General features: G+C 59.0%; 23 protein-coding genes. 16 read left to right on the forward strand and 7 right to left on the reverse strand.

Annotated elements, in window-relative coordinates:
- Positions 1-54 precede the first annotated feature (54 nt).
- Genes ACR0IM_RS01265 through ACR0IM_RS01275 form a run of 3 tightly spaced genes read left to right on the forward strand, consistent with a single transcriptional unit; the run spans position 55 to position 3067 of the window.
- Positions 55-1521 (forward strand): leucyl aminopeptidase, encoded by a 1467-nt coding sequence (locus ACR0IM_RS01265; RefSeq protein ID WP_480680589.1) that lies wholly within the window; start codon positions 55-57, stop codon positions 1519-1521.
- Between the two features lie 4 nt (positions 1522-1525).
- The gene (locus tag ACR0IM_RS01270; RefSeq protein ID WP_480680590.1) at positions 1526-1984 is read left to right on the forward strand and encodes a DNA polymerase III subunit chi; all 459 of its coding nucleotides are present in this window, start codon (positions 1526-1528) and stop codon (positions 1982-1984) included.
- A gap of 36 nt (positions 1985-2020) precedes the next feature.
- Positions 2021-3067 (forward strand): aldo/keto reductase, encoded by a 1047-nt coding sequence (locus ACR0IM_RS01275; RefSeq protein WP_480680591.1) that lies wholly within the window; start codon positions 2021-2023, stop codon positions 3065-3067.
- Between the two features lie 67 nt (positions 3068-3134).
- Here the strand turns inward: ACR0IM_RS01275 and ACR0IM_RS01280 are convergent, their stop codons facing one another.
- Positions 3135-4121: a GlxA family transcriptional regulator gene (locus tag ACR0IM_RS01280; RefSeq protein ID WP_480680592.1), complete on the reverse strand. Its 987-nt coding sequence runs from the start codon at positions 4119-4121 to the stop codon at positions 3135-3137.
- 131 nt (positions 4122-4252) lie between these two features.
- Here ACR0IM_RS01280 and bcoG point away from each other — a divergent pair, with 131 nt between their 5' ends.
- The 4 genes from bcoG to ACR0IM_RS01300 are packed head-to-tail and all read left to right on the forward strand — an operon-like array spanning position 4253 to position 7808.
- On the forward strand, positions 4253-5170 hold the full coding sequence (gene bcoG / locus ACR0IM_RS01285) for a 3-dehydrocarnitine:acetyl-CoA trimethylamine transferase BcoG (protein WP_480680593.1): 918 nt from the start codon (positions 4253-4255) through the stop codon (positions 5168-5170).
- Between the two features lie 52 nt (positions 5171-5222).
- Positions 5223-5570 carry a hypothetical protein gene (locus ACR0IM_RS01290; RefSeq protein WP_480680594.1) on the forward strand — a complete coding sequence of 116 codons (348 nt, stop codon included), beginning with the start codon at positions 5223-5225 and terminating at the stop codon, positions 5568-5570.
- Positions 5571-5583: 13 nt separating this feature from the next.
- Entirely contained in the window at positions 5584-7050 is a 1467-nt protein-coding gene (locus tag ACR0IM_RS01295; RefSeq protein ID WP_480680595.1) for a carnitine 3-dehydrogenase, read from the forward strand.
- Positions 7047-7808 (forward strand): SDR family oxidoreductase, encoded by a 762-nt coding sequence (locus ACR0IM_RS01300; RefSeq protein ID WP_480680596.1) that lies wholly within the window; start codon positions 7047-7049, stop codon positions 7806-7808. Before ACR0IM_RS01295 ends, ACR0IM_RS01300 begins: the two co-directional genes overlap by 4 nt.
- Before the next feature lie 6 nt (positions 7809-7814).
- On the opposite strand, the gene ACR0IM_RS01305 is transcribed toward ACR0IM_RS01300, so the two are convergent.
- Together ACR0IM_RS01305 and ACR0IM_RS01310 are read right to left on the reverse strand one after the other, a co-directional pair.
- A complete protein-coding gene (locus tag ACR0IM_RS01305; protein ID WP_480589400.1) occupies positions 7815-7997 on the reverse strand; it encodes a hypothetical protein in 183 nt (60 codons plus the stop codon).
- Between the two features lie 83 nt (positions 7998-8080).
- Entirely contained in the window at positions 8081-8956 is an 876-nt protein-coding gene (locus tag ACR0IM_RS01310; RefSeq protein WP_480680597.1) for a helix-turn-helix domain-containing protein, read from the reverse strand.
- 107 nt (positions 8957-9063) lie between these two features.
- Here ACR0IM_RS01310 and ACR0IM_RS01315 point away from each other — a divergent pair, with 107 nt between their 5' ends.
- The 3 genes from ACR0IM_RS01315 to ACR0IM_RS01325 are packed head-to-tail and all read left to right on the forward strand — an operon-like array spanning position 9064 to position 11056.
- Positions 9064-9267, forward strand: a complete 204-nt coding sequence (locus tag ACR0IM_RS01315) for a DUF2061 domain-containing protein (RefSeq protein ID WP_480680598.1) — start codon at positions 9064-9066, stop codon at positions 9265-9267.
- Positions 9260-10132: a fatty acid desaturase gene (locus ACR0IM_RS01320; RefSeq protein ID WP_480680599.1), complete on the forward strand. Its 873-nt coding sequence runs from the start codon at positions 9260-9262 to the stop codon at positions 10130-10132. The genes ACR0IM_RS01315 and ACR0IM_RS01320 overlap by 8 nt, the downstream gene beginning before the upstream one ends.
- A 21-nt stretch (positions 10133-10153) precedes the next feature.
- Positions 10154-11056 (forward strand): EamA family transporter, encoded by a 903-nt coding sequence (locus tag ACR0IM_RS01325; RefSeq protein WP_480680600.1) that lies wholly within the window; start codon positions 10154-10156, stop codon positions 11054-11056.
- A 97-nt stretch (positions 11057-11153) separates the two neighbouring features.
- Here the strand turns inward: ACR0IM_RS01325 and ACR0IM_RS01330 are convergent, their stop codons facing one another.
- The 4 genes from ACR0IM_RS01330 to ACR0IM_RS01345 form a co-directional block, all read right to left on the reverse strand.
- The gene (locus ACR0IM_RS01330; RefSeq protein WP_480680601.1) at positions 11154-12512 is read right to left on the reverse strand and encodes a DEAD/DEAH box helicase; all 1359 of its coding nucleotides are present in this window, start codon (positions 12510-12512) and stop codon (positions 11154-11156) included.
- Between the two features lie 183 nt (positions 12513-12695).
- The gene (locus ACR0IM_RS01335; protein ID WP_480589388.1) at positions 12696-13625 is read right to left on the reverse strand and encodes a glycosyltransferase family 2 protein; all 930 of its coding nucleotides are present in this window, start codon (positions 13623-13625) and stop codon (positions 12696-12698) included.
- A complete protein-coding gene (locus ACR0IM_RS01340; RefSeq protein ID WP_480680602.1) occupies positions 13622-14377 on the reverse strand; it encodes a hypothetical protein in 756 nt (251 codons plus the stop codon). The genes ACR0IM_RS01335 and ACR0IM_RS01340 overlap by 4 nt, the downstream gene beginning before the upstream one ends.
- A 49-nt stretch (positions 14378-14426) precedes the next feature.
- Positions 14427-16031 carry a peptide chain release factor 3 gene (locus ACR0IM_RS01345; protein WP_480589385.1) on the reverse strand — a complete coding sequence of 535 codons (1605 nt, stop codon included), beginning with the start codon at positions 16029-16031 and terminating at the stop codon, positions 14427-14429.
- 109 nt (positions 16032-16140) lie between these two features.
- Here ACR0IM_RS01345 and ACR0IM_RS01350 point away from each other — a divergent pair, with 109 nt between their 5' ends.
- The 6 genes from ACR0IM_RS01350 to ACR0IM_RS01375 all read left to right on the forward strand — a co-directional run bounded on the left by ACR0IM_RS01350 (position 16141) and on the right by ACR0IM_RS01375 (position 21404).
- Complete coding sequence (locus ACR0IM_RS01350) at positions 16141-16503, forward strand: SnoaL-like domain-containing protein (protein WP_480680603.1); 363 nt, start codon at positions 16141-16143, stop codon at positions 16501-16503.
- A 43-nt stretch (positions 16504-16546) separates the two neighbouring features.
- Positions 16547-16990, forward strand: coding sequence for a hypothetical protein (locus ACR0IM_RS01355; protein ID WP_480680604.1), 444 nt, complete (start codon positions 16547-16549; stop codon positions 16988-16990).
- Positions 16991-17192: 202 nt separating this feature from the next.
- Positions 17193-17972, forward strand: a complete 780-nt coding sequence (locus ACR0IM_RS01360; protein ID WP_480640246.1) for an SDR family oxidoreductase — start codon at positions 17193-17195, stop codon at positions 17970-17972.
- A 2-nt stretch (positions 17973-17974) separates the two neighbouring features.
- Positions 17975-19087, forward strand: coding sequence for a DNA alkylation repair protein (locus ACR0IM_RS01365; RefSeq protein WP_480640247.1), 1113 nt, complete (start codon positions 17975-17977; stop codon positions 19085-19087).
- Positions 19088-19189: 102 nt separating this feature from the next.
- Entirely contained in the window at positions 19190-20236 is a 1047-nt protein-coding gene (locus ACR0IM_RS01370) for a methyltransferase domain-containing protein (protein ID WP_480640248.1), read from the forward strand.
- Positions 20237-20282: 46 nt separating this feature from the next.
- Positions 20283-21404, forward strand: a complete 1122-nt coding sequence (locus ACR0IM_RS01375; RefSeq protein WP_480589377.1) for an ABC transporter ATP-binding protein — start codon at positions 20283-20285, stop codon at positions 21402-21404.
- Positions 21405-21406 lie beyond the last annotated feature (2 nt).

Consider the following 21406-nt stretch of genomic DNA (forward strand, 5'->3'; position numbering starts at 1 on the left):
TCAAGCCGCCCGGCGCGGGCTAGGTCTTGGGGAACAGATTTTGAGGAGTTTGCAATGAGCAGTCTTGTACCGATCCGGTTTCAAACCTTTGACGTGGACATAATGGCACAGGCGGAAGGGCGTGTGGTTGTGATCGTATCGCCCGAGGGCAAAATGAGCCCTGCGGTGCGTCGCGCCAATCGTCTGACCCGCGGTGCGGTTGCTCGGCTGATCGAAAGCGCCCGCTTCGAAAAGGTCAAATCGGGTGATGTGATCTCGTTGGCGTGGCCCGGCGGTATGGCGGCCGAGGCGCTGGACATCGTGGTTCTGCCGCGCCGTCCCGACACGGCCGAGGCGCGCAAGGCCGGTGCCGCGCTGGCCAAGCTGGCGGGAGGTAAAGCCCTGCTGGTGATGGCGGGCAATCAGGTGCGCACCGAGGACATCGCCATGGGCATCGCCCTGCGCAGCTATGATTTCGACGCGCACAAGACCAAGGAACAGGACGAGGTCGGAACCGTTACAATCAGCCACCAGAAGGCCGATGAGGTCGAGGCCGCCTTTGCCCCGCAATACGCTGTGGCCGACGGTGTGCGTATGACCCGCGACCTGACCAACGAACCCGCCAATATTCTGACCACCACCGAATTCGCCGACCGTCTTGCTGAGATGGAGGCGCTGGGGCTCGAAGTCGAAGTGCTGGAAGAGGACAAACTGGCCGAACTTGGCATGCGTACGCTGCTGAGCGTGGGGCAGGGCTCGGTCAGCCCCTCGAAGGTTGTGGTGATGCAGTGGAACGGTGGCGATAAGGACGACGCGCCGCTGGCCTTGGTCGGCAAGGGGGTTGTGTTCGATACCGGTGGTATCTCGCTCAAGCCCGCAAGCGGTATGGAAGACATGACCATGGACATGGGTGGCGCGGGTGTCGTCGCGGGCACCATGCGCGCGCTGGCCAAGCGCAAGGCCAAGGCCAATGTGGTCGGGCTGGTGGGTCTGGTCGAGAACATGCCCTCAGGCAACGCGACCCGTCCGGGTGACGTGGTCAAATCGATGAAGGGCGACACGGTCGAGATCATCAACACGGATGCCGAGGGCCGTTTGGTTCTGTGCGACGTGATGTGGTACGCGCAGGAGCGGTTCCAGCCCGTGGGCATGATTGATCTGGCAACGCTTACCGGTGCGATCATCATCGGTCTGGGGCATGAGAATGCGGGTGTTTTCTCGAACAACGACACGTTCTGCGATGCCTTCCTGAAATCGGCCAAGGTCGAGGACGAGGGTGCATGGCGTATGCCGCTGGGCGAGGCCTATGACAAGCAACTGAAATCGCGCATCGCGGACATGAAGAACGTGGGCGGTCGCCCGGCGGGCTCGATCACCGCCGCGCAGTTCCTGCAGCGGTTCGTGAAAGAGGAGACGCCGTGGATTCACCTCGATATCGCGGGTGTGGCGTCAGTGTCGTCCGAGACCTCTTATGCGCCCAAAGGGGCCACAGGTTGGGGCGTTCGCGCACTCAGCCGTCTTGTGCAGGACAATTTTGAGTAATCCTATGGGCGCCGTATATTTCTACCACCTGACCCGGCAACCGCTGGAACACACTTTGCCGGTTCTGTTGGATAAGGCGCGACAGGCCGGGTGGAAGATCGCCGTGCGGGGCACTGATCCCGCGCGGATGGACTGGCTGGATGAAAAGCTGTGGCTGGGACCTGACGAAGGGTTCCTGCCACATGGCCGCGAAGGTGGCGCGCATGACGCGGTGCAGCCCATTTTGCTGACAACCGGACCCGAGGCCGCCAATGAACCGGCCTGTGTCATGGCCGTTGACGGGGCACCGGTGGATCCGGATGAAGCGGCGGCGTTGGAACGGGTCTGTATCCTGTTCGACGGTAATGATGGCGAAGCTGTTCAGCACGCGCGGGGACAATGGAAAGCCCTGACCGGCGCGGGCTGCGCGGCGCAATACTGGTCCGAGGAATCGGGCCGGTGGGAGAAAAAGGCCGAGGCATAAGTCGCGGGCTAAAAAAGAACCTCAGGAGAGCGACAGATGGAAATGAAGCCGTTGGGCCGCACCGGCATTATGGTGACCGACCTGTGTCTTGGCACGATGACCTTTGGCACGCAGACCTCTGAGGCCGATGCCCACACGCAAATGGACATGGCGCTGGAAGCCGGAATCAATTTCGTCGACACCGCAGAGATGTACCCGGTCAACCCAATCTCGAAAGAAACCGTGGGCCGTACCGAAGAGATCTTGGGCAATTGGAACGGCGCCAACCCGTCGCGGCGGGGCGACTATGTTCTGGCGACCAAGCATTCGGGCGCTGGGTTCGCTCATGCCCGCGATGGTGCGTGGATTTCGGGTGAAACCATTCCCGATGCGATTGAAGGCTCACTGCGGCGCTTGCAGACGGATTGCATTGACCTCTACCAGTTTCACTGGCCGAACCGGGGCAGTTACATGTTCCGGCAGAACTGGAACTATTCGCCATCAGGACACAACACCAACGAAGTTCTGGACAACATGCAGGACTGCCTCGCGGCGCTGCAGGCGCAGGTCGACAAGGGCAACATTCGCGCCTTTGGCCTGTCGAACGAAAGCGCCTGGGGCACCGCGCAATGGTTGCGGATTGCCGAGCAGATGGGCGCGCCGCGGGTGGCTTCAGTGCAGAACGAATACTCACTGCTTTGCCGTCATTTCGATACGGATATGGCGGAACTCAGCGTACACGAGGGTGTAGGGCTTATGGCTTTTTCTCCACTGGGAGCGGGCTTTCTGACCGGCAAATATCAGGGTGGAGCAGTTCCCGAAGGTTCGCGAATGTCGTTGGTAGCCGAGATGGGCGGGAGGAAATCAAATCGGGTCTTTGATGCAGTTGCAGCCTATCTTGAGATCGCCGATCGGCATGGGCTGGACCCGGTTCACATGGCGCTGGCCTGGTGTCAGACGCGACCGTTCATGATGTCCGCTATTTTTGGAGCGACCACCGTGGCTCAGTTAGAGCATATTCTGGCTGGAAAAGACCAACGGTTGTCGGATGAGGTCGTGGCCGAGATTGGCCAGACGCACCGCGCGTATCCGATGCCGTATTAGGGGGATTGCCCCCGCTGCGTTGTAGGCAATCCGGGGGTATATTTCTGGCCTTTGTAAGAGGATTCCGTCAGTGATGGGTAGGCTGCGTGCGCTCTTGCCTCAGGTCGCGGGCCGACAGGCCGTGGGCGGTGCGGAAGGCGCGGGCGAAGCTGGACTGAGAGGCGAACCCCGTAGCAAGCGCCACGTCCATCAGCGGTAAGTCGGTGTCGGTGACCAGACGGCGGGCCTCGGCCAGGCGCAATTGCAGGTAGTGATCCTGCGGCGTGGTATTCAGGCGCAGGCGGAATTGCTGTTGCAGGGTGCGGGGGCTGGTGCCCAGGGTTTCGGCAATATCAGCCAGCGGAAGCGGCTCGTCGAGGGACGATTGCATCAGCGAATTCGCCTTGGAAGTCAGGGCGGTATGGCGATGAGGGGCTCCGGTCCGGCTTTGCGGTTTTGCGGGGTCCGGCATACCGTCATAAAGGAACAGGCCGGACACACGCGCGGCAAAACCTGCGCCGTGGCGGGCGGCGATGATGTGCAGCATCATTTCGACTGCCGGAATCGCACCACCTGACGTCAGGCGGTTACCAGACACGGTGAACCGGTCAGGTCGCACGTCCACTTGGGGGAAACGGGCCGCAAAATTGTCGAGGTCTTCCCAATGGGTCGTGGCGGTGTGGCCGTCGAGCAGTCCGGCCTCGGCGAGCAGCCAGGGCCCCCCGTCAATGCCGGCCATCGTCGCGCCGGTGCCCGCGATGCGGCGCAGGCCGGCCAGCAGGCTGGGTGTGGCGTGGCGCGCCAGTTGGAATCCGGCCACCACGATCATCAGATCACAACTTTGCAACCTTGCCAGGGGGACGCCCGGCACGCTCAGCGCGCTTGTCAGCATCGCTGGTTCTGCTGTTGCGGTCACATAGTCCCAATCGAATGCCGGACGGTCAGCCAACCGGTTGGCAGCGCGCATCGGATCAACAGCCGAGGCGAAGCTGAGCGTATTGCATTCGTCCAGCACCAGCACCGCCGTTTTCAGGGCGCGATGTTCGGGTTGGAGTATGTTTTTTGCGGATTTCATCAAGTTCGATTCGCATTCTGGCAAGTGTTTCTACAAGGCTGCGTCAGAGTTGAGGGTAACGCAATTCGGAATCCGGGGAGAAGCCTGGGGAAAACCCACGGTAAAACCGGGTATAACTTGGGGAAAACGTCATGCCTCTGGAAATGAACCGCGAAGTCTTCATCACCTGCGCCGTTACCGGCTCTGGTGGAACACAGGATCGCAGCCCGCACGTGCCGCGCTCGCCGCAGCAAATTGCCGATAGTGCCATTGCCGCGGCCAAGGCGGGGGCGGCCGTGGTGCATTGCCATGTGCGGGACCCCGAGACCGGCGCACCCAGCCGCCGTCTGGACTTGTATCGTGAGGTGACGGACCGTATTCGCGATGCCGATGTGGACGTGGTACTGAACCTGACCGCCGGGATGGGCGGGGATATCGTGTTCGGTGGCGTCGAAAATCCATTTCCGGTGAACGAGGCGGGGACCGATATGATCGGGGCCTCGGAGCGAGTCGCCCATATCGCCGAGTGCCTGCCCGAGATCTGTACTCTGGACTGCGGCACCATGAACTTTGCCGAGGCCGATTATGTCATGACCAACACCCCCGGCGCGTTGCGGGCAATGGGGCAGATGATGACCGATATGGGCGTGAAGCCCGAGATCGAGGCGTTTGACACCGGTCATTTGTGGTTTGCCAAACAACTGGTGAAAGAGGGCATTCTGGAACCTAATGCTCTGGTCCAGCTGTGCATGGGCGTGCCGTGGGGCGCACCGGATGATCTGAACACCTTCATGGCCATGGTGAACAACGTGCCGGACGACTGGACCTTCAGCGCGTTTTCATTGGGGCGTAACCAGATGGCCTTTGCGGCGGCCGCGGTCCTTGCGGGAGGCAATGTGCGCGTAGGTCTGGAAGACAATCTGTGGCTGGACAAGGGCGTGCTGGCGGAGAACTGGCAACTGGTAGAGCGTGCCGGAACCATCATCGAAAACATGGGCGCGCGGGTGATCGGTGCTCAGGAAGTGCGTGACAAGCTGGGGCTGGTGAAGCGAGCGCCGGTCAGTGCGTAAAGCGGCAAAACTCGGCGTGACAAACGTTTTCTAGGGCGGTAGCGAGTTAAGAATGACTATACTGTTTTTCTTTTCTCTTCTCGTCGCGTCGATGCTTGGCTTGACTGCTTATCTTCAATCTGAAGCCCGTTGGTGGACCGGCCCCGCATGGGCTGTTCTTCTGGTCGTTTTGGGTTTTTTGGCCGCTTATTTTGTGCCGCTGACCGAAGCGACCGGCTTTACATCACCTGCCGCCTTTCTTGTAGTTGGCGCTTGGTGGTGTGGTGTCATCATTGGGATCGGAAGCGTTTCCGCGCTTGTTTTGCGTCGCTTCCGCAACGCGGGCCAAGTTGCCGGGATCGCCTTTTTAGGCGGTTGGATGTTGACGTTTCTCTGGTTCCTGACCGGAGGATTTATATGAATGAAAGAGCGAAATGACAAATACAGCAGCGATCATTGGCGGCGGTGTTATCGGCGGCGGATGGGCCGCGCGGTTTCTTCTGAACGGTTGGAATGTTCGGATCTTTGACCCGGACCCCGAGGCCGAGCGCAAGATTGGCGAGGTTCTGGACAACGCCCGGCGGTCGCTGCCCGGACTGAGCAATGTGCCTTTGCCGCCCGAAGGCGCGCTGACTTTCCATGATGACATGGCTGAGGCGGTGCAGGATGCAGCGTGGATTCAGGAAAGCGTGCCCGAGCGGCTGGACCTGAAACTGAAGGTCTACAAGGGCCTGCAAGAGGCATGTGATCCAAGCGCGATCATTGGCTCTTCGACAAGCGGGTTCAAACCGTCCGAATTGCAGGACGGTGCTCTGCGCCCCGAACAGATCGTGGTGACGCATCCGTTCAACCCGGTCTATCTGTTGCCGCTGATCGAGCTGGTGCCGACAGACAAGAACGCGCCCGAGATGGTTGAGCGTGCACAGGAGCTGTTGAAATCGGTCGGTTTCTTCCCGCTGCACGTCAAAAAGGAGATCGACGCGCATATCGCCGATCGCTTCCTTGAGGCCGTCTGGCGCGAGGCGCTGTGGCTGGTCAAGGACGGCATTGCCACCACCGAAGAGATCGACGAAGCGATCCGCATGGGCTTTGGCATCCGTTGGGCCCAGATGGGTCTGTTCGAAACCTACCGAGTGGCGGGCGGTGAGGCCGGGATGCGGCATTTCATGGCGCAGTTCGGGCCTGCGTTGAAATGGCCGTGGACCAAGCTGATGGACGTGCCCGAGTTCACGGATGAGCTGGTCGACATGATTGCCGATCAGTCGGATGCGCAATCGGGGATGCATTCGATCCGCGAATTGGAGCGTATTCGTGACAACAACCTTGTTGGCATGATGCGGGCCCTGAAGGCGCAGAACTGGGGTGCGGGCGCGGTGCTGAACCAGCATGACGCGGCGCTGAAACCCGGCGCGTTGCCGACGATGGAGCAGGCTGATCTGAGCCAGCCGATCCTGACCGTTTCCCGCGCGGTGCCCTTGGACTGGACCGACTATAACGGTCACATGAACGAGGCGCGCTACCTTGAGGCCTTCGCGGACGCGACCGACCGGTTCATGGAGATCATCGGCTGTGACGCGGACTATATCGCCTTGGGCGGCAGCTATTTCACTGCCGAAAACCACATCCGTTACATCGATGAGATTCACGCGGGCGCAAAGATCGAGATTCGCACGCAGATGCTGCTGGGGCAGGGTAAGAAGCTGCATGTCTTCCACAGCATGTATGAGGGCGACAAGCTGATCGCTACAGGAGAAAGCTTCCTGCTGCATGTCAGCCTTGAAACCCGTCGCCCCAGCGCTCCTTCGGCCGAAATCGAGGCCGCAATGGCCCGTATCGCCGAAGCACAGGCCGGTTTGCCGTATCCGGAAGGCGCCGGTGCCGCGATCCGGAAACCAGCATGAGCGGGCGCGTTCTGATCACCGCCGGTGCTTCGGGCGTTGGTCGGGCGATGGCTAAAGCCTTCGATGCAGCTGGCGCGCAGGTGTGGGTGGCGGATGTGAACAAGGCCGCGCTGGACGGTTGTCCTGGGCATTGGCAGCGCTCGGACGTGGACGTGGCGGACGAAACTGCCGTGTCCACGTTGTTCGCAGACATCGAAGCTACGTGGGGCGGGTTGGATACGCTTTGTGCAAATGCAGGCGTTGCTGGCCCAACCGCTTCGGTCGAGGACGTGGCGTTGGATGAGTGGCGGTTCTGTCTAGCGGTCAACCTAGAGGGGGCGTTCCTGTGCGCGAAATACGCGGCACCGATCCTCAAACGGCAACGCGGCGGAGCGGTACTGATCACGTCATCCACCGCCGGGCAATACGGATACCCAAACCGCGCGCCCTATGCGGCGGCGAAATGGGGCGTGATCGGATTGGGCAAGACGCTGGCGATGGAGCTTGGGTCACACGGTGTGCGGTGCAACGTCATCTGCCCCGGTGCGGTTGAAGGCCCGCGGATGGAGGGCGTGCTGGCCCGCGAAGCGACCGCCAAGGGTATGACCCGGGATCAGGTCTATGACGGCTATGCTGCCGGCACCTCGATGGGCCGGTTCGTCGAAGGGCAGGATATTGCCAATATGGCCGTGTTCCTCGCCTCGGACGCGGCGCGGTTGGTGTCGGGCCAGGTGATAGCCGTAGATGGTCATACGGTGAACCCTGACCCGAAAATCTAAACCGAATTAGCCCTGATTTGGCCCACGAAATTGGCGGATGGTCTGACGGACCGCCTGCCAGTCCTGCGCTTGCTGCATATTCCCGGCGGCTTCGCATTCGCGCATTTTTTTTGCAGCCTCCGCCTCGGCCTGATCACCATGAGCGGTATAGAGGGCTCGTGCGTATTGAGCGGTTTGTAGTGCGTCCATTCCTGTCGTCCTCCCGTCTATGATCGGAATACCCGAAGGTTCGCGCCGAAGGACGATAGCACAAGAACGCCGCAGGTGCATCCTCAACTCTGGGGTGGGCCGGAAATCGCCGCGCGCAGCTGTCTGAGGTGGTCCGGAAAGTCGCGCGCGGTCAGGTCGGCCTCGCGTACCAGGCGGTCGAAATGACGTGTAAACATCTCGATCCGGTCGCGGTCGCGGAAGGCCATATAGTGGCTGCCTGCGTAGAACACACACAGAAGTGGGCCGAAAATGGTCACCGGGGCCGAATAGAGCCTTTTTGCATCAAAAAGATAAATGCGTAGACGGGGGTAGAGCTGTTCGCAAATCTCCAGCAGGTGGTCAATCTGTTCCAGCCTTATGTTGGGGCAGAGACCTTCGTAATAGCCCGAGGCGTAGGCGAAACTGTCGATCTCATACAGTGGCATGGCGATTTCGTAATCCGACTGGGCACTGCGCATCCATGTCAGCCGGTCCGCCGAGGCACCGATGGCCTGATCCGCAGTCCGGCCAAGATGCGGCGCGTATTCCCATTCCAGCACGGCACGTGTTTTTAACATATCTGGCAAAGTCGCTGGAACGTAACGGATTTTATAGCCCGCAGCCTCCTGGTGCCATTCGAAAATACGCTCGTCCACCAGTGCGCGGGGGGCCTCGGTCATGGTCAGGGAACTGGCAAGCAATTCCGCCGCACTTTCCGGTCGGTCTGAAAGGCTCAGCAGCCAGTCTGCAGACACCCCAAGGGCCGACGCGCAGCTACCAACCACATGCGCATTCGGCAGGCGCGCGCCCTCATCAGTCAAAAGCTGCGATACGGTCGAGCGATCCACACCGATATGTCGCGCCAACGCACTTTGGCTGACGTGACGCTCTTCCATGGCCCGGGCAAGTCGCAGGCGGAACTGCGCTGCGCGGTCTCGTTTGTCGATTTTATCCTGCATTTGATGGAAAATATCACAGATGATGAGTTTTGTTAATCATATTCAGAATTTTCAACGGGCGCGGCAACCCGTAATTTTAAATACATAACAATAATATGGGTGACGGAATGGAAACACGACGAAGATCAGTCGTGAAAGCGCTGCTGTGGAATGTAATGGGCCTGATCGTGATGACGCTGGTGGGTTTGTTGGCCACCGGGTCGGCGGCGATTGGCGGCACGCTGGCGATTGTGAATACGGCCATCGGTCTGACCATGTACGTGATTTACGAACGTATCTGGTCGGGTATTTCGTGGGGCCGCAATGTTTAGGCCATCAACCCCCGAGTGGGGCACGTTGGCCCTGATCGTGGCGTGTTATGGCGCCTGGCTGGCTGTTGTGTTTCTGCTGCCGCTGTGGTTGGCGATTCCGATGATGGCAGTGGTGGCAGCGCTGCACTCTTCACTCACGCATGAGGCGTTGCATGGGCACCCGTTCCGTACAAAATGGCTGAACGAGATGCTGATGGCGCTGCCATTGACCCTGTTCATCCCGTATCAGAGATTCCGCGACCTGCATCTGGCGCATCACCGGGATGAAACGCTGACCGATCCCTATGACGACCCCGAATCCAACTATCTGGACCCGCAGGTCTGGAGCACCTTGCCCGGTTGGCAACGGCGGTTACTGAGTGTGAACAATACTCTGCTGGGGCGGATCGTGTTGGGTCCAGCCATCGGGCAGACCGTTTTCATACGCAATGAGTTGCGTGGCGGTCGTGATGTACTGCAGGCTTGGGCACTTCATCTGCCCGGAGTCGTTGTGGTCCTGTGGATTGTCGCGCAGTCCCAAATGCCGATCTGGGCTTATGTGCTATCCGCTTATTTCGGATTGGGTCTAGTCAAAATCCGCACCTTTCTGGAGCACCGCGCGCATGAAAACTCCGGCGCCCGTACAGTGATCATCGAAGATCGTGGACCGCTGGCTTTTCTGTTTCTGAACAACAATCTGCACGTCGTTCATCATATGAAACCCGGCGCGCCTTGGTATCGGTTGCCCGCGCTGTACCGCGCTGAAAAAGAGCAGTATCAGGCCCGGAATGAGGCCTATGTTTACCGTTCATACGCGCAGATTTTCCGGTCATACTTCCTGAGATCGAAAGACCCAGTAGCGCATCCTCTATGGCCAAAGGGTTGATTTGACGACACAAGGGAATCCATGAGTTTATGGATTCCCGTCACAATCGCCGCCGCCGCATTCCAGACCGTGCGGTTCATGCTGCAAAAGTCGCTCAGCACCGTGAAACTGACTGCGGCTGGCGCGACCTTTGCCCGGTTTGCCTATTCGATGCCGCTGGCGCTGCTGGGGCTGTTTCTGGCGCTGCAGTTGACCGGGCTCAGCCTGCCGACTTTGACGGCAAAGTTCTGGCTGTTTGCGGTGATCGGTGGAACGGCGCAAATTCTGGCGACCATCTGCGTGGTGGCCCTGTTCAAACAACGCAACTTTGCCGTCGGGATTACCTTTAAGAAAACCGAGGTGATCCAGACCGCCATTGTCGGTTTTCTGGTGCTCGGCGATCAGGTCTCGGCCGGGGCGCTGGCGGCGATTATTCTGGGTCTTATGGCGGTGCTGCTGCTGTCAAAATCACCCGGAGGTGACGGAGCATGGTGGAAGCACCTGACCAACCGCGCGTCGCGGCTGGGGCTGGGGTCGGGTGTGCTGTTCGCGTTTTCATCGGTCAGTTATCGCGGTGCTTCGCTGGAGCTTGGCGATATCGACGCGTGGTTCCGCGCGCTGGTTACGCTGGCTTTCGTAGTGACGTTCCAGTTTCTCAGCATGGGGATCTGGTTGTTATGGCGCGACCGATCAGAACTGATTGCAGTGTGGCAGACCCGCCGAACCAGCGTATTTGTTGGCCTGACCAGCCTCTGCGGCTCGTTCTGCTGGTTCTTTGCTTTCACGCTGCAGAACGCGGCCTATGTCAAAGCGCTGGGGCAGGTCGAACTGCTGCTCAGCCTGTTCGCTTCGCTGCTGTTTTTCCGTGAAACCATCACCCGGCGAGAGATTGCCGGGATGACGTTACTTGGCGCGTCGATACTGGCATTGGTGCTGGCAATTTAGGTCGTGTTTGATTTCAGGATCTCGGAACCACTGGAATTCTGCGTTGAAGCCGACAGGCGAGAGGCAGCGAAATCCGTTTCAATGCAATCAAACCCGGCTAGCCAGCGCGGCGTTCATCAAAGCTCAGCGCTATAAAACTGGGCAAGTGATCCCCCATGCCCACGATGGCGGGGCTGTTGTCATCGCGGCGACCGCGACCCTTGGACTCTTTGTCCTTCTTGCGGTCGCCTTTCTTGCTGTCGCTCTTTTTCTCGTCCGAAGATCTGGATCTTTTCTCAGGCTTCGGTTTTTCGTCCTTCGGCTCTTCCTTGACGGGATTATCAAGTCGCGGGATATCTTTCTGGATCAGTTTTTCGATCGCATCCAGGGCCTTTTCGTCCCGGCCAGAGCAGATTGTGATTGCCTTGCCCTCACGCCCGGCACGGCCAGTACGGCCGATGCGGTGAACGTAATCTTCGGCATGGCCAGGCACGTCGAAGTTGAACACGTGGCTGACCGACGGAATGTCCAGCCCGCGCGCGGCCACATCCGAGGCAACCAGCAGGCGCAGAGAGCCATCGCGGAATCCGTCCAGCGTTTTCATCCGTTGCGATTGGTCCAGATCACCATGGATGGCGGCGGCATTGTAGCCGTATTTCTTTAACGATTTGGCGCAGATATCCACATCCGTCTTACGGTTGCAGAATATGATCGCGTTGGTGCATTTGTCGCCTTCGCCATCGATCAGCGCGCGCAGAACCTTGCGCTTGGCACTGGCTTCGCGGTCGCGGCGGCCACCTTTGAACATGACCACGCCCTGTTCGATGGTCTCGGATGCGGTGGCTTGACGGGCAACCTCGATCCGGGCCGGGGCGGACAGGAACGTGTCGGTGATCCGCTCAATCTCAGACGCCATGGTGGCCGAGAAGAACAGCGTCTGGCGGGTGAACGGCGTCAGTGAGAAGATGCGTTCGATGTCAGGGATGAAGCCCATATCCAGCATCCGGTCGGCCTCATCCACCACCATGATCTGAACGCCGGTCAGCAGCAGCTTGCCGCGTTCGAAATGGTCCAGCAGTCGGCCCGGAGTGGCGATCAGCACGTCGACCCCACGGTCGATCAGGGCGTCCTGTTCCTTGAAGCTGACACCGCCGATCAACAGCGCTTTGGTCAGTTTCACATTTTTGGCGTATGTGTCGAAATTCTCGGCCACCTGCGCGGCCAGTTCCCGCGTCGGGCACAGGACCAGAGAGCGCGGCATCCGCGCACGGGCGCGGCCACGAGCCAGAAGCGTGATCATCGGCAGGGTAAAGCTGGCGGTCTTGCCGGTGCCGGTCTGGGCGATCCCCAGAACATCCTTTCCCTCAAGCGCAGGCGGAATCGCACCGGCCTGGATTGGGGTGGGGGTTTCGTATCCGGCTTCCTCAATGGCTTTGAGGACCTTCGGGTTCAGGTTCAGTTCGTTAAACTTTGTCATGTATGTCCGGTTTTTGCGGACACTTACCTGGCCCGCGCGTCAGAGGTTTGCCGGGCCCGGATGGCCATACGCGTCATTGCGAACTTCGGCTTGAGGGGGACATAACAAAAACGTTGATCGGGGTCAAATGAAGACCCCTTTAGGGTTTTCTGAGGCCCAGCGGTGCGGATTTCTCGCAACAATTCAGACACTTCCGGGAAAGTGTTTCCTGAGTTTATCTTCCAGATACAGCGGCCGGTGAAGGATCATGCCGTGGTCTTCCAGTCGGGCCCGCCCTTCGGGGTCCGCGCAGCTCATTTCATTGAAAAAAGCACGCAGTCCGTCCCAGCCTTCTTCCGCCTCGATCCAAGTGAGCAATTCATTCATGTTCATGCCGCCACGCTCGCGCGGGACATTGGGCGACATGCCCCTCTGGTACGAGCCGCGTTCCAGCCTGAACCGGTAGTGGGCCAGCCAATGGTCCCAATCGGGGGCGTGCCGGTGACACAGACCAACACCGGGCAATTCTGTCCTGCAAGGCATCCTCTCGCCATTCTGAAACAGGCTATGGATGCGGAAGTTGATCTGGGGCAGTCCTGTGCGTGCAAATACTTTGCCTTGCAGATGGCTCAGAAAGCCGCCCTTCACGAAGGCTCCGAAATTTGGATACAGAGCTTGCACGATGTCCACGCGGTCCGGACCGGACGGGATGTAGGCCTTGTACAGGTCTTCGCCACTGGCCAGAGCCTCGTCGGGGCGGACACGAACAACGTTGATGTCATCCGGGACCTTGGCCAACAGCTGAGCAATCGGACGGTCCGGCCAGAAGAACTCGTCCAGATCGATGTGAGCCAACCAGTCCTCAACGGCCTTGCGATAGGTAAAGGTCGCGTTGGCGGTCTGACGGATCTGGTGTTTGTCTGGACGTTCGCGTTGTCGATAGGCCCAAAACCCGTCGTCGCAATTGCGCACTTCGACCTTTGGATGACGGTTCAGCGCGTTGAACGCCTTGGGATTGGGCTCGTCCAGATAGATATACATCCGGTCGACCTCAAGATCGAGGTGATAGGCCACGAAGCGTAGAATGTCCGATGCAGAGCCCCGAACCGTTGAAACAATACCCCAGCTTGTCATGCCCGAGACGTCTTGGCTGCGCGGGTGTCCCGCATGGTTTTCAACCTGCGCAAAACCCCGCCCGGATCATTGTTAAGGGATTGCAACAGATGATTGGCCAATGGAGCAATCGTTGGATCTGTCAGGGCTTTTTCCCAAACTGGTGCGATCAGGTTTATGTCCAGCCCCCCATGTTCAAGCGAAAATGACTCCATGCCCACAGGCAAAGGCGCATTAACTTTGCGTCTGAACCGGAACGGGGTTTCTGGTGTGAAACCTGAGAATAGGCGCTCGAATTCATAGAGTTTCATCATGCCAAAAAGCATGCGCAATGCCTGACCAACCTCGCGTTGGGTGGCCGTTTGGCCGTGATCTGCGAAGGTTTGTATGGATGAGACTTGCCAGCGCAAGTCCAGAGCCAGCAGTAGATGCCGGGACTGTTCGGACCATAAGCGCTGAAACAGCGACGGGGCATGTCGGGGGTACGACCGTTTACGCAGGTTCGATACCAACTGAGCGTTGAGAAAGGCCAGCTCTGAATTCCCAACGAATTCGGTGGCGATCCGGGCGCGTTTGCGCGCCCAGGAAGTACTCGGACCGTCGGGCGGGATCTGCGTCGCTTTCTGATGCACGACTTGCAGCGCAAGCACATCGAGTTTCACATCCAGAGGAGGCAAGGCCTCGGGACCGAAATCGAAGGGGGCTCGCCGCCCCTCGAACCGGTCCAGCATTTGGGGCAAACCGCCTGGATAGGTCAATTCTTCGCTGCTCATTCACGCAAGATGGCATGGCTAAACTTGCCCGCGCAATCAGAGAGTTGCATTACGTCATCATCTCTTTCGTCGCCGTCAGGTTCAGCGCCGGATAGTCCCGCACAATCCGGTCGATATCCCATTGCAGGCGGGTCAGGTAAACGATGTCACCGTCGTGGTCGTGGGCGATATGTTGCTTGTTGGCGTTGACGAATTTTTCGACCTCAGCCTTTTCGCCGCTGACCCAGCGGGCCGAGGTGAACTGAGACGCCTCGAACCGGACAGGCAGGCCATATTCCATCTCAATCCGGCTGGCGAGCACTTCGAATTGCAACGCGCCGACAACGCCGACGACAAAACCCGAGCCGATCGAGGGTTTGAACACCTTGGCGGCACCTTCCTCGGCGAATTGCATCAGGGCTTTTTCTAGGTGCTTGGCTTTCATAGGATCGCCCGCGCGGACGCCTTGCAGCAGTTCCGGTGCGAATGACGGAATGCCGGTGACGCGCAGCGCTTCACCCTCGGTCAGCGTATCACCGATGCGCAGCTGGCCGTGGTTGGGGATGCCGATGATGTCGCCGGCCCAGGCCTCTTCGGCCAGTTCGCGATCAGATGCCAGGAACAGAACCGGGTTGGAAATCGCCATCGGCTTCTTCGACCGCACATGGGTTAGTTTCATGCCGCGCTTGAAGTGCCCCGAAGCCATGCGGACAAAGGCCACCCGGTCACGGTGTTTGGGGTCCATGTTGGCTTGAACCTTAAAGACAAAACCCGCGACCTTTTTCTCATCCGGTGAAATCTGACGCGGTTCAGCGGACTGAACCTGCGGCTGCGGACCATACGCTCCGATGCCTTCCATCAACTCTTTTACGCCGAACGAGTTGATTGCCGACCCGAACCAGATCGGGGTCATGTGCCCTTCAAGTACCGCTTGCGGATCGAGTTTGGGCAGCAGTTCGCGCGCCATCTCAACCTCTTCCAGCAGTTTTTCCAACAGATGCTCGGGCACGTGCTCGGCAAGCTTTGGGTCGTCCAGACCGTCAATCTTGATGCTTTCGGCCACCTTGTTACGGTCGGCGCGGTCCATCAGCTCCAGCCGGTCGCGCAGCATGTCGTAGCAGCCAATGAAATCGCGGCCCACGCCAATCGGCCACGCGGCAGGCGTGACGTCGATAGCCAGCATTTCCTGAATCTCGTCGATGATCTCGAACGTATCGCGGCTTTCGCGGTCCATCTTGTTACAGAAGGTCAGGATCGGCAGATCACGCAGGCGGCAGACCTCGAACAGTTTTTGCGTCTGGCTTTCCACACCTTTCGCACCGTCGATTACCATGACGGCGGCGTCCACGGCGGTCAGTGTCCGATAAGTATCTTCCGAGAAATCGCTGTGACCGGGTGTGTCCACCAGATTGAACCGGAAATCGCCGTAATCAAACGACATCGCCGAGGCGGAAACCGAGATGCCCCGATCTTTCTCCATCTGCATGAAGTCGGATCGCGTCCGCCGCGCTTCACCCTTGGCGCGCACCTGACCAGCCATCTGGATCGCGCCCCCGTACAAGAGGAACTTTTCCGTCAAAGTCGTCTTGCCCGCATCCGGGTGCGAGATGATGGCGAATGTCCGGCGCCGGGCGATCTCGGGCGGCAGGGTGGGTTGGTTCGAAGTATCAAGCATATTCGCGCGTATAGGCGGGGAATCCTGCCGAGGCAAGACAAAGGGGCTGGTTCGAATCGTATGGCTGTGGCAATAAGAACATATAGTGAACAAAACATGGAGAGTATCAATGAATTTGAAAGAAATCGCAGACGAATTGGTCGCCGGTTGTCGCGAGGACCGCGCCAAAGAGAACTTGCCGAAACTCTACGCGGCGGATGCCGTTTCCGTCGAAGCCCAGGACATGGACGGGGTGGGGCGCGAGACCCACGGTGTCGACGGTATCCGTGGCAAGCACGAATGGTGGGAAGGCGCCCACGAAGTCGCAGGAGCGACGGTTAGCGACCCGTACCTGCACGGCGATGACCGCTTTGCCGTGATCTTCGAGGTTCAGGGCAAGGTGAAGGAAACAGGTGAGAGCTTCGATATGAAAGAGGTTGGTGTCTATCACGTTACCAATGGCAAGATCGTACGTGAGGAGTTCTTTTACTGATCGGCGTTGAAATCTAGTCGTCTCCCTCTGGCCGTTTCCGGGCATGCGGGTAACAACAGATGGAGAGGATCAGATTGAAGTCGTATGTATCTGTTTTTGCGATTTTTTTGCTTTTTCCAGTGCGCTAGTGACGGCACAGAACGCGGATGAACAGAATGCAAGTATGACGCCTTCGGGCGGTGTGCGCCCGATTCCGCTTATGGGGGGCATTCAGGATCCTGAGTTTCTGGAACTGGCTAAGCAGACCGAAGTAGTCTTTCTGGTGCATTCTCCAAACCATGCAGAACCGCGAGACCGTGCTATAGCGCTCATTGCATTTATTGGGTCGGATTTAGTATCGGATGGTCAGTTTGTTGCCCCGGACGACGTTCATATTGCCAAGCAACACCTTGGGATGGTGTCAGAGCGGGGATTCCCGGTCGAGGGGTGTAGGGTTGATCGCTTGAGTTCTGAGGCCGAGCGAAGATTTCGCAGTGTTAATTGTTGACGCTTTTAGAGCCAACCACCGACTTAATTGGGCATTGCCTGTTGGTTGCGACAGCGACTGCTCGTGGATAGGACTTGCACAAGCAACCTTAATGGCAGTGGCGGAAATGCGCGAGCTTTTGCGCCAACATCAAGAATATGACAGGTAAATGCGGATGGCTTTGGAGGCACTCCGTGCTTGCAGAAAAATTGCGGAGGACTGAATGGATCTGGGAATACAGGGAAAACGCGCCCTAGTCTGTGCCAGCAGCAAAGGTCTGGGTCTGGGCTGCGCCGAGGCTTTGGCGCAGGCGGGCGTTAATCTGGTGATGAATGCGCGTGGGGCCGAAGTGCTGGAGGCCGAAGCAGCACGCTTGCGGTCCGAACACGGTGTGGATGTGCAGACGGTGGCTTGTGATGTGACCTCGGCTGAGGGGCAGGCGCAGGTGATCGATGCAGCTCGGGACGTTGATATTCTTGTGACAAATGCAGGTGGCCCACCGCCGGGCCAGTGGTCGGACTGGGAGCGTGACGATTTCATCAAAGCGCTGGACGCCAACATGCTGACGCCGATTGCCTTCATGAAGGCACTGTTGCCTGGGATGACCGACAAGGGCTGGGGCCGGGTGGTGAACATCACTTCGCAATCCGTCCGTGCGCCGATTGCGGTGCTGGGCCTGTCGAATGCGGCACGCACCGGGCTGACCGGTTATGTGGCCGGGACATCACGACAGGTGGCGCCGTATGGTGTGACAATCAACAACCTGCTGCCGGGTATTCACGCCACTGATCGCGCGGATTCGCTGGATGGCGGTGTCGCGGCGCAGCAGGGCATTTCAATTGACGAAGCCCGCGCGAACCGCGCGGCGACGGTTCCGGTCCGGCGATATGGGTCGCGGCAGGAATTTGGTGCAACCTGTGCGTTCCTGTGTTCGCAGCATGCTGGCTTCATCGTAGGCCAGAACATCCTGTTGGACGGCGGGGCGACCAACTTGACGATGTGACGATGGCCGAGAACTTTTCGCTAAAAGATCAGTTATTCAATGCCGAAAAGACCCGCTATCTGGCAGGGCTCTTTGCCGGGGCTGTTCCGTCCTTTGATGTTGAGGCATTCCAGGCGCGCGTCATGTCCCGCCTGCTGGAGCTTGAACTGAAAGAACGCATGTCCTGGATCGCTGTATGCCTGCAACAGGCCGTGCCCGGTGACTTGCCTGACATCGCGCTGACCCTGCTGCGCGCGCTGCCACCACCGCTGGACCCAACCAAGACTGATGATGATTTCGGCGATTTCATCTTTGCACCTTTGGGAGATTGGGTGGTCAGTGTTGGGTTGGATCATCCCGATCTGGCACTGGATGTACTTGAAGAACTGACGCAGCGGTTCTCGATGGAATGGGCCATCCGCCCCTTCCTCAACCGTTACCCGGATCAGGTGCTGGCGCGGATGGAGATATGGTGTGCCCATGACAGCTATCACGTGCGCCGATTGGTCAGTGAAGGCACACGACCGCGACTGCCATGGGGGCAGGCGGTTGGGTTGAACATGACCGACCCGCTGCCTTTGCTGGACAGGTTGCATGGGGACCCGACGCGCTTTGTCACGCGGTCGGTGGCGAACCACCTGAACGACATCTCCAAGAAAGACCCTGATCTGGTGCTGGCCCGATTGCAGAGCTGGGCCTCGGCAAAGCAACAGTGCAAGGATGAATTGCGCTGGATGACCTCTCATACTCTGCGGGGGTTGGTGAAATCTGGCCACCCGGGCGCCATGAAAATGTTGGGCTATGATCCGGATGTCAAAGTCACGGCGGACGTACAGGTGACCGGTGACGCCCGGATCGGTGAGGCGCTGGAATTCGAAGTGACATTAAGCGGAGCCGGGAATCCTCCGGTTTTAGTGGATTATATCGTTCACTTCCAAAGGCCTGGAGGTAAAACCTCAGCGAAAGTGCATAAGCTGAAGCAGGCTGCGTTGCGGGATGGCACGCTGAAACTGAGCAAGAAGCACAAGCTGAAGGGCAACGCGACCACGTTCAAGCTCGTCCCGGGTACGCACCGGCTTGAGATTCAGGTGAACGGGAAGGTGCGTACAGGTGTCGATTTCGACCTGCTGGAGTAGCTCGGTCGTCTCACGCTTTCGTCAGATTCTATGGGTGCGGATTGCACGCGGGCCAACGCTGTATTAGCTGCGGTGCAGCCAGTAAGGAAAGGGATAGCCGCGATGAAGCATGAATCGGTGCAGAACTACTATGGCGAGGTGCTGCAAGGCAGCGCAGATCTGCAAACCAATGCGTGCTGCACGCCCGACGACATGCCGGATCATGTGAAAAAGATCCTCTCGCAAATCCATGACGATGTGCTGACCCGTTACTACGGCTGCGGCCTGATCGCGCCTCTGGATCTGGAAGGTATGAGCATCCTCGATCTGGGTTGCGGTGCGGGCCGTGACGTCTATGCCCTGTCGGCGATGGTGGGTGAAAACGGCCGTGTCGTCGGTGTCGATATGACGCCCGAGCAATTGGACGTTGCCCGCACGCATCAGGATTATCACGCGCAGGCCTTTGGTCACGCGACCAGCAATGTGGAATTCCACCACGGCTATATCGAAAAGCTGGACGAATTGGACCTGGAACCCGGATCCTTTGATATCATCGTTTCGAATTGCGTGATCAATCTGGCCACCGATAAAGAGGCTGTCCTGCGGGGCGCGCACCGCCTGTTGAAAGAGGGCGGCGAGATGTATTTCTCGGACGTCTATGCCGATCGCCGCATCCCGACCGCAATGGCCGAGGATGAGGTGCTGTATGGCGAGTGCTTGTCTGGCGCACTGTATTGGAACGATTTCCTGACGCTCTCGCGCAGGGCAGGTTTCGGCGATCCGCGCCGCGTCACGCACCGCCCGTTGACCATCGAAAACCCAGTGCTGGAACAGCGCGTTGCGCCGCTGAAATTCCTCTCTGCCACGTATCGGCTGTTCAAGCTGCCTGAACTGGAACCAGCATGTGAGGACTATGGTCAGGCGGTGATCTACAAAGGCACCATCCCCAACGCGCTGCATCTGTTCGAATTGGACGACCACCACGCGATTGAGGCTGGCAAGGTGTTTCCGGTCTGTGGCAACACCTGGATGATGCTGAAAAACACGCGTTTTGCCCGGCATTTCGACTTCATCGGTGATTTCTCGACCCACTATGGCATCTTCGAAGGTTGCGGTGGTGAAAGCCCGTTCGAAGCCACCGGTGAGGCACCCTCGGGTGGGTGTTGCTGATCCCTTGCACCTAACGGGCGGGGTTGCTATCCCCGCCTGAAGCCCGATGAATTTCATCGGGAAAAGGCAATGGGGTCCATCGGTGACAGTTGACGCAACTCCTCCTCGTCTGGAAATCCGCAATCTGATCGCCCGGTACGAGGGGCGGGTCGTTGTGGACGACGTCTCTCTGACCGTTGAGGCGGGGAAGGTAACCTGTTTGCTGGGGCCGTCGGGCTGCGGCAAGTCGACCACTCTGCGCATGATCGCGGGGGTCGAGATGCAGGAGTCTGGTGAAATCTATGTGGATGGCAAGCTGATCTGCGACACAGTCTTTCGCGTACCGCCCGAGCGCCGCGAGATCGGGCTGATGTTTCAGGATTTTGCGCTGTTCCCACATCTGAACGTCGCCGACAACGTGGCCTTTGGCCTGACGGGGCGCAAAGAGGAAAAGCGCGCTCGTGTCGAGGAACTACTGCGCAAGGTCGACCTGATCCATTTCATTGACAAGTTCCCGCACCACCTTTCCGGCGGTGAACAGCAACGGGTGGCATTGGCGCGCGCGCTGGCACCGCGCCCGCGTATCATGCTGATGGACGAGCCGTTCTCGGGTCTCGATAACCGTTTGCGCGACGGTATACGCGATGAGACTTTGGCGATCCTCAAGGAAGAGGACGCCGCTGTTGTACTGGTGACGCACGAGCCCGAAGAGGCGATGCGCATGGCTGATGAGATTGCCCTGATGCGGCGCGGTAAGATCGTGCAGCAAGGTGCGCCTTACAACGTTTACACCCGTCCTGTCGACAAGGCTGCGGTGGCATTTTTTAGTGATGTCAACGTGGTACGTGGTCGAGTTGAAGGCGCCCTGACAAAAACTCCATTCGGTCAGTTCCTGGCGCCGGGCGTACCAGACGGCACGGATGTCGAGATTGTTTTTCGGCCTCAGCACGTCCGGCTGGATTTCGATCGCAACGGCAAGGGACCTTTGCCTACGGTGACCGACGGCGTCGCCGCCCGCGGCGTGGTCGAGCGGGCGCGGTTTCTGGGCAATGAAAGCCTGGTGGAGTTTCGGATGGATCATGATGGCTCGATCCTGCGGGCAACCGTGCCGAATGTCTTTGTGCCCAATCCGGGGCGGGTCATGTGGTTGACCGTTCGCCGGGATCGGTGCTTTGTTTTCCCGGATTAGGG

The organism is Ruegeria sp. BF6, from assembly GCF_056538665.1.

What these genes read in the sequence shown, in the direction of transcription:
- ACR0IM_RS01340 (WP_480680602.1), bottom strand. Translation starts at nt 14,377, where the DNA reads ATGAGCAGCGAAGAATTGACCTATCCAGGCGGTTTGCCCCAAATGCTG.
- ACR0IM_RS01270 (WP_480680590.1), top strand. Translation starts at nt 1,526, where the DNA reads ATGGGCGCCGTATATTTCTACCACCTGACCCGGCAACCGCTGGAACAC.
- ACR0IM_RS01325 (WP_480680600.1), top strand. Translation starts at nt 10,154, where the DNA reads ATGAGTTTATGGATTCCCGTCACAATCGCCGCCGCCGCATTCCAGACC.
- ACR0IM_RS01345 (WP_480589385.1), bottom strand. Translation starts at nt 16,031, where the DNA reads ATGCTTGATACTTCGAACCAACCCACCCTGCCGCCCGAGATCGCCCGG.
- ACR0IM_RS01335 (WP_480589388.1), bottom strand. Translation starts at nt 13,625, where the DNA reads ATGACAAGCTGGGGTATTGTTTCAACGGTTCGGGGCTCTGCATCGGAC.
- ACR0IM_RS01310 (WP_480680597.1), bottom strand. Translation starts at nt 8,956, where the DNA reads ATGCAGGATAAAATCGACAAACGAGACCGCGCAGCGCAGTTCCGCCTG.
- ACR0IM_RS01320 (WP_480680599.1), top strand. Translation starts at nt 9,260, where the DNA reads ATGTTTAGGCCATCAACCCCCGAGTGGGGCACGTTGGCCCTGATCGTG.
- ACR0IM_RS01355 (WP_480680604.1), top strand. Translation starts at nt 16,547, where the DNA reads ATGCGGGTAACAACAGATGGAGAGGATCAGATTGAAGTCGTATGTATC.
- ACR0IM_RS01305 (WP_480589400.1), bottom strand. Translation starts at nt 7,997, where the DNA reads ATGGACGCACTACAAACCGCTCAATACGCACGAGCCCTCTATACCGCT.
- ACR0IM_RS01375 (WP_480589377.1), top strand. Translation starts at nt 20,283, where the DNA reads ATGAATTTCATCGGGAAAAGGCAATGGGGTCCATCGGTGACAGTTGAC.
- bcoG (WP_480680593.1), top strand. Translation starts at nt 4,253, where the DNA reads ATGCCTCTGGAAATGAACCGCGAAGTCTTCATCACCTGCGCCGTTACC.
- ACR0IM_RS01280 (WP_480680592.1), bottom strand. Translation starts at nt 4,121, where the DNA reads ATGAAATCCGCAAAAAACATACTCCAACCCGAACATCGCGCCCTGAAA.
- ACR0IM_RS01370 (WP_480640248.1), top strand. Translation starts at nt 19,190, where the DNA reads ATGAAGCATGAATCGGTGCAGAACTACTATGGCGAGGTGCTGCAAGGC.
- ACR0IM_RS01265 (WP_480680589.1), top strand. Translation starts at nt 55, where the DNA reads ATGAGCAGTCTTGTACCGATCCGGTTTCAAACCTTTGACGTGGACATA.
- ACR0IM_RS01360 (WP_480640246.1), top strand. Translation starts at nt 17,193, where the DNA reads ATGGATCTGGGAATACAGGGAAAACGCGCCCTAGTCTGTGCCAGCAGC.
- ACR0IM_RS01295 (WP_480680595.1), top strand. Translation starts at nt 5,584, where the DNA reads ATGACAAATACAGCAGCGATCATTGGCGGCGGTGTTATCGGCGGCGGA.
- ACR0IM_RS01315 (WP_480680598.1), top strand. Translation starts at nt 9,064, where the DNA reads ATGGAAACACGACGAAGATCAGTCGTGAAAGCGCTGCTGTGGAATGTA.
- ACR0IM_RS01330 (WP_480680601.1), bottom strand. Translation starts at nt 12,512, where the DNA reads ATGACAAAGTTTAACGAACTGAACCTGAACCCGAAGGTCCTCAAAGCC.
- ACR0IM_RS01350 (WP_480680603.1), top strand. Translation starts at nt 16,141, where the DNA reads ATGAATTTGAAAGAAATCGCAGACGAATTGGTCGCCGGTTGTCGCGAG.
- ACR0IM_RS01365 (WP_480640247.1), top strand. Translation starts at nt 17,975, where the DNA reads ATGGCCGAGAACTTTTCGCTAAAAGATCAGTTATTCAATGCCGAAAAG.
- ACR0IM_RS01300 (WP_480680596.1), top strand. Translation starts at nt 7,047, where the DNA reads ATGAGCGGGCGCGTTCTGATCACCGCCGGTGCTTCGGGCGTTGGTCGG.
- ACR0IM_RS01290 (WP_480680594.1), top strand. Translation starts at nt 5,223, where the DNA reads ATGACTATACTGTTTTTCTTTTCTCTTCTCGTCGCGTCGATGCTTGGC.
- ACR0IM_RS01275 (WP_480680591.1), top strand. Translation starts at nt 2,021, where the DNA reads ATGGAAATGAAGCCGTTGGGCCGCACCGGCATTATGGTGACCGACCTG.